Source organism: Enterobacter sp. A8, from assembly GCF_004296595.1.
Taxonomy (GTDB): Bacteria; Pseudomonadota; Gammaproteobacteria; order Enterobacterales; family Enterobacteriaceae; genus Enterobacter; species Enterobacter cloacae.
On sequence record NZ_SCMF01000002.1, the window covers coordinates 633,755 to 650,150 of the forward strand.

18 protein-coding genes are annotated in these 16,396 nt (G+C 55.4%); 6 read left to right on the top strand and 12 right to left on the bottom strand.

Going from position 1 to position 16,396, the window contains the following annotated elements; translation table 11 throughout:
• The first annotated feature begins 42 nt into the window (after positions 1 to 42).
• The 4 genes from xseB (at position 43) to EQV24_RS11105 (ending at position 4,110) form a co-directional block, all read left to right on the top strand.
• A complete protein-coding gene (xseB, locus tag EQV24_RS11090) occupies positions 43 to 285 on the top strand; it encodes an exodeoxyribonuclease VII small subunit (RefSeq protein ID WP_008503331.1) in 243 nt (80 codons plus the stop codon).
• Positions 286 to 1,185 (top strand): (2E,6E)-farnesyl diphosphate synthase, encoded by a 900-nt coding sequence (ispA, locus tag EQV24_RS11095; protein WP_014830869.1) that lies wholly within the window; start codon positions 286 to 288, stop codon positions 1,183 to 1,185.
• Between the two features lie 24 nt (positions 1,186 to 1,209).
• Complete coding sequence (gene dxs / locus EQV24_RS11100; RefSeq protein WP_023622252.1) at positions 1,210 to 3,072, top strand: 1-deoxy-D-xylulose-5-phosphate synthase; 1,863 nt, start codon at positions 1,210 to 1,212, stop codon at positions 3,070 to 3,072.
• A 63-nt stretch (positions 3,073 to 3,135) separates the two neighbouring features.
• On the top strand, positions 3,136 to 4,110 hold the full coding sequence (locus EQV24_RS11105) for an aldo/keto reductase (RefSeq protein WP_038985384.1): 975 nt from the start codon (positions 3,136 to 3,138) through the stop codon (positions 4,108 to 4,110).
• Between the two features lie 74 nt (positions 4,111 to 4,184).
• Here EQV24_RS11105 and thiL read toward each other — a convergent pair whose 3' ends face one another.
• The 5 genes from thiL to nrdR form a co-directional block, all read right to left on the bottom strand.
• The gene (gene thiL / locus EQV24_RS11110; RefSeq protein ID WP_013095840.1) at positions 4,185 to 5,156 is read right to left on the bottom strand and encodes a thiamine-phosphate kinase; all 972 of its coding nucleotides are present in this window, start codon (positions 5,154 to 5,156) and stop codon (positions 4,185 to 4,187) included.
• A gap of 77 nt (positions 5,157 to 5,233) precedes the next feature.
• The gene (nusB, locus tag EQV24_RS11115) at positions 5,234 to 5,653 is read right to left on the bottom strand and encodes a transcription antitermination factor NusB (RefSeq protein WP_006809908.1); all 420 of its coding nucleotides are present in this window, start codon (positions 5,651 to 5,653) and stop codon (positions 5,234 to 5,236) included.
• A gap of 21 nt (positions 5,654 to 5,674) precedes the next feature.
• On the bottom strand, positions 5,675 to 6,145 hold the full coding sequence (gene ribE / locus EQV24_RS11120) for a 6,7-dimethyl-8-ribityllumazine synthase (RefSeq protein WP_003859098.1): 471 nt from the start codon (positions 6,143 to 6,145) through the stop codon (positions 5,675 to 5,677).
• 87 nt (positions 6,146 to 6,232) lie between these two features.
• Positions 6,233 to 7,336 (bottom strand): bifunctional diaminohydroxyphosphoribosylaminopyrimidine deaminase/5-amino-6-(5-phosphoribosylamino)uracil reductase RibD, encoded by a 1,104-nt coding sequence (gene ribD, locus EQV24_RS11125; RefSeq protein ID WP_013095839.1) that lies wholly within the window; start codon positions 7,334 to 7,336, stop codon positions 6,233 to 6,235.
• A gap of 4 nt (positions 7,337 to 7,340) precedes the next feature.
• Positions 7,341 to 7,790 (bottom strand): transcriptional regulator NrdR, encoded by a 450-nt coding sequence (nrdR, locus tag EQV24_RS11130; RefSeq protein WP_008503337.1) that lies wholly within the window; start codon positions 7,788 to 7,790, stop codon positions 7,341 to 7,343.
• Between the two features lie 152 nt (positions 7,791 to 7,942).
• Here nrdR and EQV24_RS11135 point away from each other — a divergent pair, with 152 nt between their 5' ends.
• Both EQV24_RS11135 and EQV24_RS11140 read left to right on the top strand, forming a co-directional pair.
• Positions 7,943 to 8,482 (top strand): DUF3251 domain-containing protein, encoded by a 540-nt coding sequence (locus EQV24_RS11135; protein WP_014830864.1) that lies wholly within the window; start codon positions 7,943 to 7,945, stop codon positions 8,480 to 8,482.
• Positions 8,483 to 8,753: 271 nt separating this feature from the next.
• Complete coding sequence (locus tag EQV24_RS11140) at positions 8,754 to 9,638, top strand: nucleoside-specific channel-forming protein Tsx (RefSeq protein WP_025756198.1); 885 nt, start codon at positions 8,754 to 8,756, stop codon at positions 9,636 to 9,638.
• 78 nt (positions 9,639 to 9,716) lie between these two features.
• Here the strand turns inward: EQV24_RS11140 and EQV24_RS11145 are convergent, their stop codons facing one another.
• The 7 genes from EQV24_RS11145 to queA form a co-directional block, all read right to left on the bottom strand.
• The gene (locus tag EQV24_RS11145) at positions 9,717 to 10,397 is read right to left on the bottom strand and encodes a YafY family protein (RefSeq protein WP_020686374.1); all 681 of its coding nucleotides are present in this window, start codon (positions 10,395 to 10,397) and stop codon (positions 9,717 to 9,719) included.
• A gap of 14 nt (positions 10,398 to 10,411) precedes the next feature.
• Positions 10,412 to 10,777 (bottom strand): VOC family protein, encoded by a 366-nt coding sequence (locus EQV24_RS11150; protein WP_020686373.1) that lies wholly within the window; start codon positions 10,775 to 10,777, stop codon positions 10,412 to 10,414.
• 139 nt (positions 10,778 to 10,916) lie between these two features.
• On the bottom strand, positions 10,917 to 11,888 hold the full coding sequence (gene secF / locus EQV24_RS11155) for a protein translocase subunit SecF (protein ID WP_013095834.1): 972 nt from the start codon (positions 11,886 to 11,888) through the stop codon (positions 10,917 to 10,919).
• 10 nt (positions 11,889 to 11,898) lie between these two features.
• Positions 11,899 to 13,746, bottom strand: a complete 1,848-nt coding sequence (gene secD / locus EQV24_RS11160; RefSeq protein WP_071830016.1) for a protein translocase subunit SecD — start codon at positions 13,744 to 13,746, stop codon at positions 11,899 to 11,901.
• Positions 13,747 to 13,773: 27 nt separating this feature from the next.
• Complete coding sequence (yajC, locus tag EQV24_RS11165; protein WP_000007630.1) at positions 13,774 to 14,106, bottom strand: preprotein translocase subunit YajC; 333 nt, start codon at positions 14,104 to 14,106, stop codon at positions 13,774 to 13,776.
• A 22-nt stretch (positions 14,107 to 14,128) separates the two neighbouring features.
• On the bottom strand, positions 14,129 to 15,256 hold the full coding sequence (gene tgt, locus EQV24_RS11170) for a tRNA guanosine(34) transglycosylase Tgt (protein ID WP_013095832.1): 1,128 nt from the start codon (positions 15,254 to 15,256) through the stop codon (positions 14,129 to 14,131).
• Between the two features lie 55 nt (positions 15,257 to 15,311).
• On the bottom strand, positions 15,312 to 16,382 hold the full coding sequence (gene queA, locus EQV24_RS11175) for a tRNA preQ1(34) S-adenosylmethionine ribosyltransferase-isomerase QueA (protein WP_029883413.1): 1,071 nt from the start codon (positions 16,380 to 16,382) through the stop codon (positions 15,312 to 15,314).
• Positions 16,383 to 16,396: the final 14 nt, after the last annotated feature.

Here is a 16,396-nt window from a genome sequence, read left to right on the forward strand (position 1 = left end):
CCGTTACCATGTTGGGGCTGAGAATATAAGAGTCAATTCACTATGCCGAAGAAGAACGACGCACCGGCCAGTTTTGAAACTGCGCTGAGTGAACTGGAGCAGATCGTCACCCGCCTTGAGAGCGGTGATTTACCGCTGGAAGAGGCGCTCAACGAATTCGAGCGTGGCGTGCAGCTGGCGCGCCAGGGGCAGGTTAAACTGCAGCAGGCCGAGCAGCGTGTGCAGATCCTGCTTTCCGATAGCGAAGACGCTAAGACAACGCCTTTCACACCGGACGCCGAGTAAATGGATTTTGCTAACGAGCTTCAGGCGCGAGTCATACGCGCCAACGACGCCCTGCGCCGTTTTATTGCGCCACAACCTTTTCAGAACACTCCACTGGTTGAGGCCATGCACTATGGCGCACTCTTGGGTGGAAAGCGCCTGCGCCCGTTCCTCGTCTACGCCACAGGCAATATGTTTGGTATCAGCGATACTACGCTGGACGCCCCGGCTGCCGCCGTTGAGTGCATCCATGCCTACTCGCTGATCCACGATGATTTACCGGCGATGGATGATGACGATCTGCGTCGCGGTCAGCCAACCTGCCATATTAAGTTTGGCGAAGCGAATGCCATCCTGGCGGGGGATGCCCTGCAAACGCTGGCATTCTCTATTCTGAGCGATGCGCCGATGGCAGAAGTCAGCGATCGCGACCGTCTGGCAATGGTTTCCGAGCTGGCGATGGCCAGCGGCGTTGCCGGAATGTGCGGTGGGCAAGCGCTGGATCTGGAGGCAGAAGGACGTCAGGTTAATCTGGAACAGCTGGAGCGTATTCACCGGCATAAAACGGGCGCACTCATCCGTGCCGCCGTTCGCCTGGGCGCACTGAGCGCGGGTGAACAGGGGCGCAAAGCCCTGCCGATTCTGGACAGATACGCAGAAAGTATCGGTCTGGCGTTCCAGGTTCAGGATGACATTCTGGATGTGGTGGGCGATACTGCAACATTGGGTAAACGTCAGGGTGCGGATCAGCAGCTTGGCAAAAGTACCTACCCCGCCCTGCTGGGTCTTGAGCAAGCCCAGCGTAAAGCCCGGGATCTGATAGAGGAAGCCCGCCAGTCGCTGAATGAACTGGCCGCGCAGTCTCTCGATACCTCGGCACTGGAAGCGCTAGCGGACTATATAATCCAGCGTGATAAATAAACACACTATCTCGATGAGCCTTTGATGAGTTTTGATATTGCCAAATACCCGACACTGGCGTTAGTTGACTCCACCCAGGAGTTGCGTCTGTTGCCGAAAGAGAACCTGCCGAAGCTGTGCGACGAGCTGCGTCGCTATCTGCTCGACAGCGTAAGCCGCTCCAGCGGACATTTCGCCTCCGGGCTTGGCACGGTCGAGCTGACCGTTGCGCTGCACTACGTCTACAACACCCCGTTCGATCAGCTCATCTGGGACGTGGGCCATCAGGCCTATCCACATAAAATTCTGACGGGTCGTCGCGATCAAATTGGCACGATCCGCCAGAAAGGCGGCCTGCATCCGTTCCCGTGGCGCGGTGAGAGTGAGTACGATGTTTTAAGCGTCGGCCACTCCTCCACCTCCATCTCTGCGGGTATCGGTATTGCCGTGGCCGCCGAAAAAGAGAACAAGCAGCGCCGCACCGTCTGCGTGATCGGCGACGGCGCCATCACCGCCGGGATGGCCTTTGAGGCCATGAACCACGCGGGCGATATCAAGCCGGACATGCTGGTTATCCTGAACGATAACGAAATGTCGATTTCCGAGAACGTCGGCGCGCTGAACAACCATCTGGCACAGCTGCTCTCCGGCAAGCTTTACTCCACGCTGCGCGAAGGCGGCAAGAAAGTCTTCTCTGGCGTACCGCCAATCAAAGAGCTGCTCAAGCGCACCGAAGAACACATCAAAGGCATGGTCGTGCCGGGCACACTCTTTGAAGAGCTGGGCTTTAACTATATTGGCCCGGTTGATGGGCACGACGTGCTGGGGCTGGTCACCACGCTCAAGAACATGCGCGACCTGAAAGGCCCGCAGTTCCTGCATATCATGACGAAAAAAGGCCGTGGTTACGAACCGGCGGAAAAAGATCCGATCACTTTCCACGCGGTACCTAAATTCGATCCGACCAGCGGTTGTCTGCCAAAAAGCAGCGGCGGTATGCCGAGCTATTCCAAAATCTTCGGCGACTGGTTATGTGAAACCGCGGCGAAAGACAACAAGCTGATGGCCATCACCCCGGCCATGCGTGAAGGTTCCGGCATGGTCGAGTTCTCCAAAAAATACCCTGACCAGTATTTTGACGTGGCGATTGCCGAGCAGCACGCAGTCACCTTCGCGGCGGGTCTGGCGATTGGTGGATACAAACCGGTGGTGGCGATCTACTCCACCTTCCTGCAACGCGCCTACGATCAGGTGATCCATGACGTCGCCATCCAGAAGCTGCCGGTGCTGTTTGCTATCGACCGCGCAGGCATCGTGGGTGCTGACGGCCAGACGCACCAGGGTGCATTCGATCTTTCGTTCCTGCGCTGCATCCCGGACATGGTTATCATGACGCCAAGCGACGAAAACGAATGTCGTCAGATGCTGTATACCGGCTATCACTATCAGGATGGTCCAAGCGCGGTTCGCTATCCACGCGGTAACGCGGTGGGCGTTGAGCTGCAGCCGCTGGAAAAACTGGCGATAGGTAAAGGTCTGGTGAAACGTCGCGGTGAGAAAGTGGCAATTCTGAACTTTGGTACCCTGATGCCAGAGGCCGCTAAGGTCGCTGAAGCGCTGAATGCCACTCTGGTGGATATGCGCTTCGTGAAACCGCTCGATGAATCCCTGATCCTGGAAATGGCAGAAACCCATGAGGTGCTGGTGACGCTGGAAGAAAACGCCATCATGGGCGGCGCGGGGAGCGGCGTAAACGAGGTGCTGATGGCGAACCGTAAAGCCGTTCCGGTACTGAACCTTGGTCTGCCGGATCACTTCATTCCGCAAGGTACTCAGGACGAAGCCCGCGCGGCAATTGGCCTGGACGCCGCTGGTATTGAAGCCAAAATTCGTAGCTGGCTTGCCTGATCCTTCTCCTTTTCCGCTCCTGCTATGCTTAAACGTATTGTTTAAAAAAGCAGGAGTGGAACCATGCAATACACGACATTAGGAAAAACGGATCTTAACGTTTCCCGACTTTGCCTGGGCTGTATGACCTTTGGCGAGCCTGACCGGGGTAATCACGCCTGGACGCTGCCGGAAGAGAGCAGCCGCCCTATCATCAAACGCGCCATTGAAGGTGGCATTAACTTCTTTGACACCGCCAACAGCTACTCCGACGGCAGCAGTGAAGAGATCGTCGGCCGTGCCCTGCGCGATTTTGCGCGTCGTGATGAAATCGTCGTCGCCACCAAGGTCTATTACCCGGTGGGCGATCTGGCTGAGGGGCTCTCTCGCGCCCAGATCCTGCGTTCCATTGATGACAGCCTTCGACGCCTGAACATGGACTATGTCGACCTGCTGCAAATTCACCGCTGGGATTACAATACTCCCATTGAGGAGACGCTTGAAGCGCTCAACGATGTGGTGAAAGCCGGTAAAGCGCGCTACATCGGCGCATCGTCTATGCACGCGTCGCAGTTCGCCCAGGCGCTGGCTCTGCAGGCGCAACATGGCTGGGCGCGTTTCGTCACCATGCAGGATCACTACAACCTGATCTATCGCGAAGAAGAACGCGAGATGCTACCGCTCTGCTATCAGGAAGGCGTGGCGGTGATCCCGTGGAGCCCGCTGGCACGTGGTCGCCTGACCCGTCCGTGGGGGGAAACCACGGCCCGCCTGGTATCGGATGAAGTAGGAAAAAATCTTTATTCCAGTACAGAAGCCAGCGATGCGTTAATTGCCGAACGGTTAGCCGGGATCGCCGACGATACCGGAGCAACCCGCGCCCAGGTCGCGCTGGCATGGCTGCTGGGTAAACGCGGCGTCGCGGCACCGATTATTGGCACTTCGCGGGAAGAGCAGCTTGATGAACTGCTGAATGCGGTGGATATCACGCTGACGCCGGAGCAAGTTGCCGAGCTGGAGACACCGTATCAGCAGCATCCGGTGGTAGGGTTTAAGTAATCCCTCTCCCTAACCCTCAAATACGTAAGCCGGGTAAGGCGAAGCCGCCACCCGGCAGTACAGATCGCACAACATCACCCGAAGTGATCGTACCCTTTCCAGTCCAGCGTAACGGGCGCACCATCTTTCACAAACTTCAGCCCTTCACTCTCTGGCATGATCTGGCCGATACAGGTAAATTTCGCGCCAAGATGCGCTAACGCCACGTCCAGCGTCCCACGGTTGAGCTCAGGCACGGTAAAGCACAGCTCATAATCTTCTCCACCGGAGAGCGCCCAGCGCAGCGCCTGCTCAGGCTCGACGTGTCGAAGCAGCTGCTCTGATAGCGGGAACAGATCCAGGTCAACGCGCGCGCCGACACCGCTGGCCTTCAGAATATGACCGAGATCTGAAATTAACCCGTCCGAGAGATCGATAGCTGAGCTTGCCCGTTCGCGTAGCGCCTGACCGTGAAGAATACGCGGCGTTGGCCGCAGATGGCGTTTGACCAGATATGCCGCGTCGTCAGTATCGTTCACGGTTAAGCGATCCTGGAGGATCGCCAGTCCCGCTGCGCTGTCGCCCGGCGTACCGGTGACGTAGATCCAGTCGCCAGGTTTCGCCCCGGAGCGTTTCAGCGCGCGTCCAGCCGGCACATAACCGTGGATCGCGAGCGTCATCGATAGCGGCCCCGCCGTGGTATCGCCGCCAATCAACTGCATGTCGTAGTAGTTAAGCTGCTCAAACAGAGCGTCACTGAAGGCTTCAAGCCAGGGTTCATCGACCTCTGGCAGCGTCAGGGCCAGCGTTAACCACGCCGGATCGGCCCCCATCGCAGCCAGATCGCTCACGTTGACCGCCAGCGCTTTATACGCCAGGTCGGCAGGATCGATATCAGGTAAGAAATGGCGCCCGCACACTAAGGTGTCGGTGCTGATTGCCAGCGTCTGTTTTTCGGGAATATTGAGAAGTGCACAGTCATCGCCAATGCCGGTTTCAACATCAAGACGAGAGGTTCTGACACGGTCGAAATAACGGGCAATCAGGGAGAATTCGCCGCATGCCATACGTTATGCCTCAGCAAATAAAAGAAAAAACCGGAGCCGCACTGCCCGTCAGGCAATGCAGAGCTCCGGTTTGCGGATCACTTTTTGTGGGGACGGATCGCAGGTGCTGCTTTATCAAGAACGCCGTTTACAAACTTGTGGCTGTCTTCAGCGCCGAAGGTTTTCGCCAGTTCGATCGCTTCGTTGATGGCCACTTTGTACGGCACATCATCACGTTTAGACAGCTCAAACAGCGCAATGCGCAGCACTGCTTTTTCTACCTGACCCAGCTCTTCGAGCAGACGGGAGAGGTAGGGTTTCATCAGACCATCGAGATACGCGCTATTAGTCGCCACTCCCGACAGCAGTTCACGGAAGTACAGAACGTCAACATCTTTCACGTCCTGTTCTGACAGGAACTGGTATTCAACATCAGCGATGTCGTTCTGGGACAACTGCCAGGAGTAAAGTGCCTGAACGGCACATTCACGGGCGCGGCGACGAGCAGCAGGTTTCACGGAATTCCCCTTACAAAAAAATCAGGCCTTGATGGCTTTCAATACATTGATCATTTCAAGCGCGGTCAGTGCAGCTTCTGCACCTTTGTTACCGGCTTTAGTGCCAGCACGTTCGATGGCTTGTTCAATACTTTCGGTGGTCAGCACGCCGAACGCGACAGGAATTTCAGCGTCCTGTGCAACGTGCGCCAGACCATTGCTTGCACCGCCCGCAACGTATTCGAAGTGCGCAGTGCCGCCACGAATAACGGTACCCAGCGCAATCACCGCGTCGTATTTACCGGTTTTCGCCAGCGCGCCCGCTGCCAGTGGCAGTTCGTAAGCACCTGGAACCCATACAACGGTAATGTTGTCATCTTTAACCTGGCCGATACGTTTCAGGGCGTCAACCGCACCTTCCAGCAGGCTATCGTTGATGAAGTTGTTGAAACGCGCAATGGTGATGGCGACGCGAGCGTCCGGGGTAGCTACAGCAGCTTCAATAATGTTCATACTCTTCCTTTACGGGTTCATTTGGCCCCGCAGGGGGGCGGATTTTATCATAATACTTTGCGCACTGCTTCCCTATTTCAGGAGCAATTACGCTGTCGTTAAATGGAGGCAAACATCCGGACCCACCGGACGAATCTCGCTAAATTTGAGTTGAGGTGCATCGGCCAGTTTTTCAAGGCCGGGCAGCACAAACAGGCCACGCGCGTCGCTACCCAGCAGTTTAGGCGCAACGTAGACAATCAGTTCATCGACCAGACCTGCCTGGAGCAGTGCGCCTGCCAGCGTCGGGCCGGCTTCCACCCAGATGCTGTTCACCTGCTGCTTACCCAGCAGCATCATCAGCACCACTAAATCCAGATGACCGTTGTGCTCCGGCACCATAATGCTGCGCACGCTTTCCGGCCAGTCGCGTGAATCTTCCTTTGTGCGGGCAATCCAGGTTTCACCGGGCTGCTGCACAATGCGGTGTTCAGGCGTGACGCGGTTCTGGCTATCAATGACAATACGCAGCGGCTGACGCAGGTTTTCCTGCGGATACAGCGCCTGGGTATCGGCATTCAGTTCGTTCCAGCGCACGGTCATGGCCGGATCGTCCGCGAGAACCGTTTCACTGCTGGTGAGGATAGCATGGCTTTGCGCGCGCAGATGTTGCACATCGCGCCTTGCCTGCGGCGAGGTGATCCACTGACTTTCGCCATTCGCCATCGCCGTGCGGCCATCCAGTGAGGCGCCCAGCTTGAGCTGAATATACGGGAACCCGGTACGCATACGCTTCAGGAAGCCTTTGTTAATCGCTTCCGCGTCCTGCATCATCAGGCCGTGGCTAACATCGATCCCTTCCTGCTGCAGACGGTACAGACCACGTCCGGCCACCTGGGGATTAGGATCCTGCATCGCAGCGACAACGCGTGACACTCCCGCCGCGATCAACGCTTCACAGCATGGCGGTGTGCGCCCGTGATGGCTGCACGGCTCAAGCGTCACGTAGGCCGTAGCCCCACGCGCTTTTTCACCCGCCATACGCAGGGCATGCACCTCAGCATGGGGCTCGCCCGCGCGGTAGTGGAAACCTTCGCCCACGATCTCGCCATCTTTAACAATGACGCACCCGACGTTGGGGTTAGGATGGGTGGTAAATCGACCGCGCTGCGCCAGCTTCATGGCGCGCGCCATGTACATCTCATCCTGCATGGACTCAATCCTGTAAGCGGGCGATCTCTTCGCCAAACTCTTTGATATCTTCGAAACTGCGGTAGACAGAGGCGAAGCGGATATAGGCAACCTTATCGAGCTTTTTCAACTGCTCCATCACCAGATTGCCGATCATCTTGCTGGGCACTTCACGTTCACCCAGACCACGAAGGTAAGATTTAATGTGGTTTAACGCCATTTCGACGTCATCCGCGCTGACGGGGCGTTTCTCCAGCGCCTTAAGCATTCCACTGCGCAGCTTCTCTTCGTTAAACGGCTCGCGCACGTCGTTACTTTTTACCACGCGCGGCATGACCAGCTCTGCCACCTCAAAGGTCGTGAAACGCTCGTTACATACCAGACACTGCCGACGGCGGCGTACGGAAGACCCTTCGCCCACAAGACGAGAATCGATGACTTTGGTATCCACAGCGGAGCAGAATGGGCAATGCATACGGTATCCCTGTTATCTGGTTAACTGACTTTCATTTTACCCTGAACTGGCCTGACAACAAAGGAAGAGCTTTTTGAGACAAAGGATCTATGTCTGTCGGGATGATGCTGGCTACCATTACGGTGATCCGTTATTTCAAGGAATTAAACGCAATGACAAGACGTTACCTGAAAATTCTACTGGTGGGGAGTCTCTTCACCCTTAGTGCCTGTGCACAGCAAACCGAAGTCCGCCAGATGAAACAGAGCGTGAATACGCTCAATACGGCAATGGACAAACTGAACAAAGAGACCGTAAAGATCACCCAGCAAAACGCGCTGAATGCAAAATCCACCAGCGGAGTGTATTTGCTGCCGGGGGCCAACACCCCTGCCCGTCTCAACAGCCAGGTTGGCACGTTAAAAATGTCGCTGGTGAATGTGGCGGCAAATGCGGATGGTACTCGCGCAACATTACGCATTCAGGGTGAGTCCAACGATCCGCTGCCAGCCTTTAGCGGCACCGTCGAGTGGGGCCAGATCCAGGGCACCACCGAGAATTACCAGGAGGTGAACGTGAAGAATCAGCTCTTCACCGCCCCGGCCAGTGTTTTAGCGCCGAGTGATGTGGATATTCCGCTGCAGTTAAGCGGCCTTACGCCCGATCAGTTAGGCTTTATCCGCATTCACGACATCCAACCCGCCGCACAGTAATCCCCCTCCTTTTGAGCGGAGTGAAATGTCACTCCGCTAACATTTACATTTCGTATGGATTGGCAACATAAATGATTGCCGCTACAATCCCGGCCGTTTAAAGTACGCAAACGTGAACGCAATCGATTACGCGTGTGAGAGATATGTGAAACAACACATATTTTTGTGAGCAAGGATTCCTATAATAGGCTCCGCAGAAACACGAAATATTTAGAAACGCAATTCGCGCATTTTTCACTCCCGGAAGGGAATTTCAATCAGTGGCATGATTATGAAAAAAACATTACTCGCAGCCGGCGCCGTGCTGGCATTGTCCTCCTCTTTCACTGTTAACGCAGCGGAAAACGATAAACCACAATACCTCTCCGACTGGTGGCACCAGAGCGTTAACGTGGTCGGCAGCTACCACACCCGTTTCGGACCTCAGATCCGTAACGATACCTACCTGGAGTACGAAGCGTTCGCCAAGAAAGACTGGTTTGATTTCTACGGCTATATGGATGCACCGGTCTTCTTCGGTGGTAACACCGACGCAAAAGGTATCTGGAACCACGGTTCCCCACTGTTCATGGAGATCGAACCGCGCTTCTCTATTGATAAACTGACTGGTACCAGCCTGGCGTTTGGTCCGTTCAAAGAGTGGTATTTCGCGAACAACTATATCTACGACATGGGCCGTAACAAGTCCGGTCGCCAGAGCACCTGGTATATGGGTCTGGGTACCGACATCGACACGGGCCTGCCAATGAGCCTGTCTCTGAACGTTTACGCTAAGTATCAATGGCAGAACTACGGTGCCGCGAACGAAAACGAGTGGGATGGTTACCGTTTCAAAGTGAAATACTTTGTGCCAATCACCCAGCTGTGGGGCGGCAACCTGAGCTATATCGGCTTCACCAACTTTGACTGGGGTTCCGATCTGGGCGACAACGACTTCCGCGATCTGAACGGTAAGAAAGCGCGCACCAACGACTCCATCGCCTCCAGCCACATCCTGGCGCTGAACTACGATCACTGGCACTACTCTGTTGTTGCGCGTTACTGGCACAACGGTGGACAGTGGAACGACGACGCCAGCCTGAACTTCGGCAACGGCGACTTCAGCGTCCGTTCTACCGGTTGGGGTGGTTACCTGGTTGTGGGTTACAACTTCTAATCGTGTGATTGTTGCCGGGTGGCGCTGACGCTTACCCGGCCTACAAAACCTGTGCGGGCTGCCTCTCCCCGTGGCTTGTTACTGCTTCACCTTGCGCAAAAAATCCGCCAGCGATCGGTCTGCACTCTCACTAAAGCGTCTTTCCGTAAGGACAATTTTGAGGCATCTGTCGAGACGGAAACAGCGATAGTCATCGCGCAGTTCACACCATGACGCCAGTAGCCAGCGTTCTCCCCAGAAAAACAGCCCCAGCGGCTGAACCTCACGCGTTGAAAATTGCCCCGCTTCGTCACGATAATGCAGCACGAGCACGCGCTGGGCCGAGATCGCCTGATGTATGACATCAAAATCACTGCGGGAGTGGCTTTTCATGCCAAAATCCGGGGCGTAGATCCGCGTCTGCTCTGCCTTTCGGCGGCTCTCTTCGGGCAGGATCGCGAGCACTTTCTCCTGTGCCGACTCCAGTTCGCGCGACAGCGACTCCCCGCCCCAGGTGGTAAGCAGGCGAATAGCCACAATCAGCGCCTCAGACTCCTTGTTTGTCAGCATCAGCGGCGGCAGGTCAAACCCCGACATCAGCCGGTAACCGCTCCCCGCTTCGCCCTCCACCGGCACGCCGGAAAGCGACAGGTCGCGGATATCGCGGTACACCGTGCGCTCAGAAACGCCCAGCCGGTCCGCAAGATGCGCTGCCGTTGTCAGACGTCGGCCCCGCAGGATCTGTACTATCTGAAACAAACGGTCAGCGCGTCGGGTCATTTTTGCTTACGCTCTCAGGCAGGTTGATGAAGGCCGACGCGATTACCTTCGCTGTCGGTAAATAAAGCAATAGTACCAATACCGCGCGGTAACTCCAGCGGGCCAAACACGCACTCGCCGCCCGCAGAGGCAATGCGATCGAGCGTTGCTGTCAGATTGTCAGTATGCAGGTAGATAATGGCCCCCTGCACCGAGGGAATAATCCCCTCAAATTTTGCCAGTGCGCCGCCGGTGGCCGGATCCTCATGCGGGAATACCGCCAGCTCGGCGCTGTCCATTTTCTCGCGCCTCAGTGAAACCTGCATCACCGGCTCATAAAATTTGATGGCGCGATCCATATCCGCGACCGGGATCTCAAACCAGTTAATCACACTTTTCATACATCCTCCTGCCTCTTGTTTGGGTTCAACAGGAGTCTACGACAGGGCTCCTGACAGCATACTGTCAGGAGTGTTTGTCAGGAGCAGATAAAAAAAATCCCGGTCAACAGACCGGGATTTCGATAACGCGATAAACGTCTTACGGCAGAATAGACGGCTGATCCGCCCCTTCTTTCTCGACTTTCTGCTGGAGCAGGTGCTCGCGCTTCATGCCAAGTTTCAGTGCCAGAGCGGACGCCACGTAGATTGACGACGCGGTACCGATAGACACACCGATCAGCATGGTCAGCGAGAAGCCTTCCAGCACCGGACCACCGAAGAGATACAGCATCAGGATCACCATCAAGGTGGTACCGGATGTGATTAAGGTACGGTGCAGCGTCTGGGTCAACGACACGTTAAAGATTTCGTACGGCGTACCGCGACGGATCTTACGGAAGTTTTCACGAATACGGTCAGATACCACGATACTGTCGTTCAGGGAGTAACCGATAACGGACATCAGGGATGCCACAATTGTCAGGTCAATCTCAATATGGAACAGAGACAGTACGCCCATGGTGATCACCACGTCGTGCGCCAGTGCGATAACCACACCCGCCGCCAGTCGCCACTCAAAGCGGAAACCGACGTACACCAGGATGGAGATCAGCGCCACCAGCAGCGCCATCGCACCGGTTTGCGCCAGGTCCGCACCCACGCTCGGGCCGACGAACTCAATACGCTTAACCGTGGCGTTCTGGCTGGTTGTTTCGTTAATCACGCTAACAACCTTGCTGCCCAGTTCCTGACTGCCGTTGGCATCGTGTACCGGCGGCATACGCACCATGATGTCGCGGCTGCTGCCGAAGTTCTGCAGCAGCGGCTCTTCAAAGCCCGCTTTCTGCAGTGACTGACGCATCTGGTCCATATCGACCGGTTTTTCCAGGGTGATTTCAATCACCGTACCACCGGTGAAATCCAGACCCCAGTTAAAGCCTTTTACGCCCATAACGACGATGGACAGAATCAGCAGTAAACCTGAAATGCCGAAGGCCCAGTAGTCCCAGCGCATAAAGTCCCAGACTTTACGGCCGTGGTTCAATTGTTCAACAGTATATTCCTGTGCCACAACGCACTCCTCAGATAGACAGCTTTTTGACGCGCTTGCCGCCGTACAGCAGGTTCACGATGGCACGGGTGCCGACAATAGCAGTAAACATTGACGTTGCAACACCGATACCGGTGGTAATCGCAAAGCCTTTGATTGCGCCAGTCCCCACTGCATACAGGATAAGAACCTTGATCAGTGTTGTTACGTTCGCATCGAAGATGGAGCTGAACGCGCCTTTATAGCCTTCATCAATCGCCTGCTGAACAGAGCGACCGTTGCTCAACTCTTCTTTGATACGTTCGTTAATCAGTACGTTGGCGTCGACCGCCACCGCAAGGGTCAGAACGATACCCGCAATCCCCGGCATGGTCAGCGTCGCCCCTGGCAGCAGGGACATAATGCCGATGATCAGCACCAGGTTCGCGATCAGCGCGGATGTGGCAATCAGACCAAACTTCTTATAGAAGAAGATCATGAAGAGGATAGAGACCGCCAGACCGGCCAGACATGCTTCCAGCCCCTGCTGGATGTTTTGCATACCCAGAGTTGGACCAATGGTACGCTCTTCAACAATCTGAATTGGCGCAATCAGCGCACCGGCACGCAGCAGCAGAGAGAGCTGACGCGCTTCGTTCGGGTTGTTGATACCAGTGATACGGAAGCTGTTACCCAGACGAGACTGGATATTGGCGATGTTAATCACCTCTTCCTCTTTCACCAGCACCGCACGGCCGTTAGCGTCTTTCTTACCGCTGTCTTTGTACTCCACGAACAGGGTCGCCATCGGTTTACCGATGTTGTCCTTGGTGAAGTTAGACATGATGTTACCACCCGCGCTGTCCAGCGAGATGTTAACCTGCGGTTGGTTGTACTCGTCCTGGCTGGAGGTGGAGTCGGTAATATGATCACCGGTCAGGATCACGCGTTTGTACAGCACAACGGGCTGACCTTCGCGGGTCTCTTTCACTTCCGAGTCACCCGGAATACGGCCAGAAGCGGCAGCAGACTGGTCAACGTTGGTGTTCACCAGACGGAATTCCAGCGTTGCAGTGGCGCCCAGAATCTCTTTCGCGCGCGCGGTGTCCTGAATACCCGGCAGTTCTACAACGATACGGTCAGCACCCTGACGCTGCACCAGCGGTTCAGCCACGCCCAGTTGGTTTACACGGTTGCGCAGAATGTTGATGTTCTGCTGAACGGCATATTCACGCGCTTCTTTCAGACGGGCGTCGGTCATTACCGCGCGCAGCTGGTTGCTGCCCTGAGCGGTGATCACCAGGTCACGGTGACGTTGGGTCAGGTAATCTACAGCCTGATCGCGCGCCGCACTGTCGCGGAACGTGATGCTCATACCGTAGTTATCTTCTTTACGAACGGTGGTATACGCGATGCCTTTTTCACGCAGATCGCTGCGCAGGCTATCGATATTCTGTTCCTGCAGTTTGCCCAGCGCGGTATCCATATCCACTTCCATCAGGAAGTGCACGCCGCCACGGAGGTCAAGACCGAGTTTCATTGGCTCTGCGCTCAGCGCAGCCAGCCAACGCGGGGTAGCAGGAGCAAGGTTAAGCGCCACGACGTATTTATCACCCAGCACGCCCATCAGCGCTTCGCGAGCGCGGAGCTGCGTGTCGGTGGTGTCGAAGCGAGCAAGAATTGCGCCCTCTTCCAGAGCCACAGACTTAGCGGTAATTTTTTCTTCTTGTAACGTTTTCTGGACCTGGATCAGCGTTTGCTCACTGGCGGCGACACCGCGCGCGCCAGTGATTTGAACAGCCGGATCCTCACCATACAGGTTGGGAAGCGCGTACAGCAGGCCGACGAGAATCACGACGACCAGCATGATGTACTTCCACAAAGGATAACGGTTTAACACGGCAGTTCCCTTTGGGAAAAGTTGGGATTACAGCGCCTTCATGGTGCCTTTCGGCAGAACGGCAGCTACGAAGTCACGTTTGATAACCACTTCAGTGGTGTCGTTCAGGGCGATAGCAATGTAGCCACTTTCAGCCACTTTGGTTACGCGACCGACCAGGCCACCGTTAGTCAGGACTTCATCACCTTTCGCGATGGAGTCCATCAGCTTTTTGTGCTCTTTGGTACGCTTCTGCTGTGGGCGCAGGATCATGAAGTAGAAGATCAGACCGAACACAACCAGCATCAGAATCAGAGACATCGGGCTGCCCTGCGCTGGAGCACCTGTTGCCGCTACCGCATCAGAAATAAAAAAGCTCATTCAAATTCCCTCATTATTAATATTAATCAACGTTCAAAGGTGGAACGGTTCGACCCTGACGTTGGTAAAAATCGGTCACGAAGCTCTCTAATTTACCCTCTTCGATAGCCTTGCGTAAACCAGCCATTAAGCGCTGATAATAGCGAAGGTTATGAATGGTATTGAGACGCGCGCCCAAAATCTCATTGCAACGATCGAGATGATGCAAATACGCGCGAGAATAATTGCGACAGGTGTAGCAATCGCACTCGGCATCGAGCGGACTGGTGTCACTCTTATGCTTCGCGTTACGGATTTTCACCACGCCATCGGTAACAAACAGATGACCGTTACGTGCGTTACGGGTTGGCATGACGCAGTCGAACATATCGATGCCGCGGCGCACACCTTCAACCAGATCTTCTGGCTTACCCACACCCATCAGGTAACGGGGTTTATCCGCCGGGATTTGCGGGCAGACATGTTCCAGAATACGGTGCATGTCTTCCTTCGGCTCACCCACAGCTAAACCGCCGACAGCGTAGCCATCAAAACCTATCTCTACCAGACCTTTAACAGAGATATCGCGTAAATCTTCGTAAACACTGCCCTGGATAATGCCGAACAGCGCATTTTTGTTCTGCAGGGAGTCAAAACGGTCGCGGCTACGCTTCGCCCAGCGCAGCGACATCTCCATGGAACGTTTAGCGTAATCCCAGTCCGCCGGGTATGGCGTACATTCGTCGAAGATCATCACGATGTCAGAGCCGAGATCGTACTGAATCTCCATAGACTTTTCAGGATCGAGGAAAATCGGATCGCCGTTGATCGGGTTACGGAAGTGGACGCCCTCCTCGGTGATCTTGCGAATATCACCCAGGCTGAAGACCTGGAAACCGCCAGAATCGGTCAGGATCGGGCCTTTCCACTGCATGAAGTCATGCAGATCGCCGTGAAGCTTCATGATCTCCTGACCAGGACGCAGCCACAGGTGGAAGGTATTACCGAGGATAATCTGGGCGCCAGTGGCTTCTACTTCTTCCGGCGTCATCCCTTTTACGGTGCCGTAAGTCCCCACAGGCATAAACGCGGGGGTTTCCACCACGCCGCGATCAAACACCAGGCGACCGCGACGCGCGCGGCCATCGGTGGTATCGAGTTCAAATTTCATTTTTATTCCTCTGTGCCAGAAAAACAGTCCAACACATTATTCCGGTGCCGCGGACTTATTCCCCGACACGCTCATTCAAAGCCAGCGGATTGTACGTGATAAACATCGCGTCCCCGTAGCTAAAAAAGCGATATTTTTGTTCTACCGCAGACTTGTATGCCGCCATGGTGTGCTGATACCCCGCAAAGGCGGAGACCAGCATAATCAGCGTTGATTCAGGCAGATGGAAATTGGTCACCAGTGCATCGATGACTTTGTACTGATAGCCCGGATAGATAAAGATCTGCGTATCGCCAAAGAATGGCTCGATCAGATCTTTTTGAGCCGCCTGGGCAGCGCTCTCCAGTGAACGTACGGAGGTGGTGCCTACCGCAACAACGCGGCTGCCGCGCGCTTTTGCCGCCAGAACCGCATCAACAACCTCCTGCGGCACTTCAGCATACTCAGAGTGCATGATGTGATCTTCAATGCTGTCTACCCGCACCGGCTGGAAGGTGCCCGCGCCGACGTGCAGCGTCACAAACGCCATCTCCACGCCTTTCGCGCGTAATTTTTCCAGCAGCGGTTCGTCAAAGTGCAGACCCGCCGTCGGCGCCGCTACCGCGCCAGGCTTCTGGCTGTAGACGGTCTGGTAGAGCTCACGATCGGCCTCTTCATCCGGGCGCTCAATGTACGGCGGCAAAGGCATGTGGCCGATGGCATTGAGAATATCCAGCACCGTGCGCTCATCGTTGAACTCCACTTCGAACAGCGCGTCGTGGCGCGCGGTCATGGTTGCTTTGATACTCTCGTCATCGCCCAGCAGCAGTTCGGCACCTGGTTTAGGTGCTTTTGAGGCGCGAATATGTGCCAGAATACGTTTATCATCAAGCATACGTTCGACCAGCACTTCAATCTTGCCGCCGCTGGCCTTGCGGCCAAACAGACGCGCCGGGATCACGCGGGTATTGTTAAAGACCAGCAGATCGCCAGGGTTGAGCTTGTCGAGCAGATCGGTGAAAGTACCGTGCGTCAGCTCGCCCGTTGGCCCGTCCAGTGACAGCAAGCGACAGCTACTGCGCTCAGGCATTGGATAGTGAGCAATCAGGGATTCAGGTAGTTCAAAGGAGAAATCGGCGACGCGCATGACGTATACTCGTG

Bases quoted from the DNA above. Each gene is read 5' to 3' on its own strand.
- thiL (WP_013095840.1), bottom strand. From the start codon at position 5,156: ATGGCATGCGGCGAATTCTCCCTGATTGCCCGTTATTTCGACCGTGTC.
- queA (WP_029883413.1), bottom strand. From the start codon at position 16,382: ATGCGCGTCGCCGATTTCTCCTTTGAACTACCTGAATCCCTGATTGCT.
- EQV24_RS11105 (WP_038985384.1), top strand. From the start codon at position 3,136: ATGCAATACACGACATTAGGAAAAACGGATCTTAACGTTTCCCGACTT.
- ribE (WP_003859098.1), bottom strand. From the start codon at position 6,145: ATGAACATTATTGAAGCTGCTGTAGCTACCCCGGACGCTCGCGTCGCC.
- yajC (WP_000007630.1), bottom strand. From the start codon at position 14,106: ATGAGCTTTTTTATTTCTGATGCGGTAGCGGCAACAGGTGCTCCAGCG.
- nrdR (WP_008503337.1), bottom strand. From the start codon at position 7,790: ATGCATTGCCCATTCTGCTCCGCTGTGGATACCAAAGTCATCGATTCT.
- EQV24_RS11150 (WP_020686373.1), bottom strand. From the start codon at position 10,777: ATGAAAAGTGTGATTAACTGGTTTGAGATCCCGGTCGCGGATATGGAT.
- ispA (WP_014830869.1), top strand. From the start codon at position 286: ATGGATTTTGCTAACGAGCTTCAGGCGCGAGTCATACGCGCCAACGAC.
- ribD (WP_013095839.1), bottom strand. From the start codon at position 7,336: ATGCAGGATGAGATGTACATGGCGCGCGCCATGAAGCTGGCGCAGCGC.
- tgt (WP_013095832.1), bottom strand. From the start codon at position 15,256: ATGAAATTTGAACTCGATACCACCGATGGCCGCGCGCGTCGCGGTCGC.
- xseB (WP_008503331.1), top strand. From the start codon at position 43: ATGCCGAAGAAGAACGACGCACCGGCCAGTTTTGAAACTGCGCTGAGT.
- dxs (WP_023622252.1), top strand. From the start codon at position 1,210: ATGAGTTTTGATATTGCCAAATACCCGACACTGGCGTTAGTTGACTCC.
- EQV24_RS11140 (WP_025756198.1), top strand. From the start codon at position 8,754: ATGAAAAAAACATTACTCGCAGCCGGCGCCGTGCTGGCATTGTCCTCC.
- EQV24_RS11145 (WP_020686374.1), bottom strand. From the start codon at position 10,397: ATGACCCGACGCGCTGACCGTTTGTTTCAGATAGTACAGATCCTGCGG.
- EQV24_RS11135 (WP_014830864.1), top strand. From the start codon at position 7,943: ATGACAAGACGTTACCTGAAAATTCTACTGGTGGGGAGTCTCTTCACC.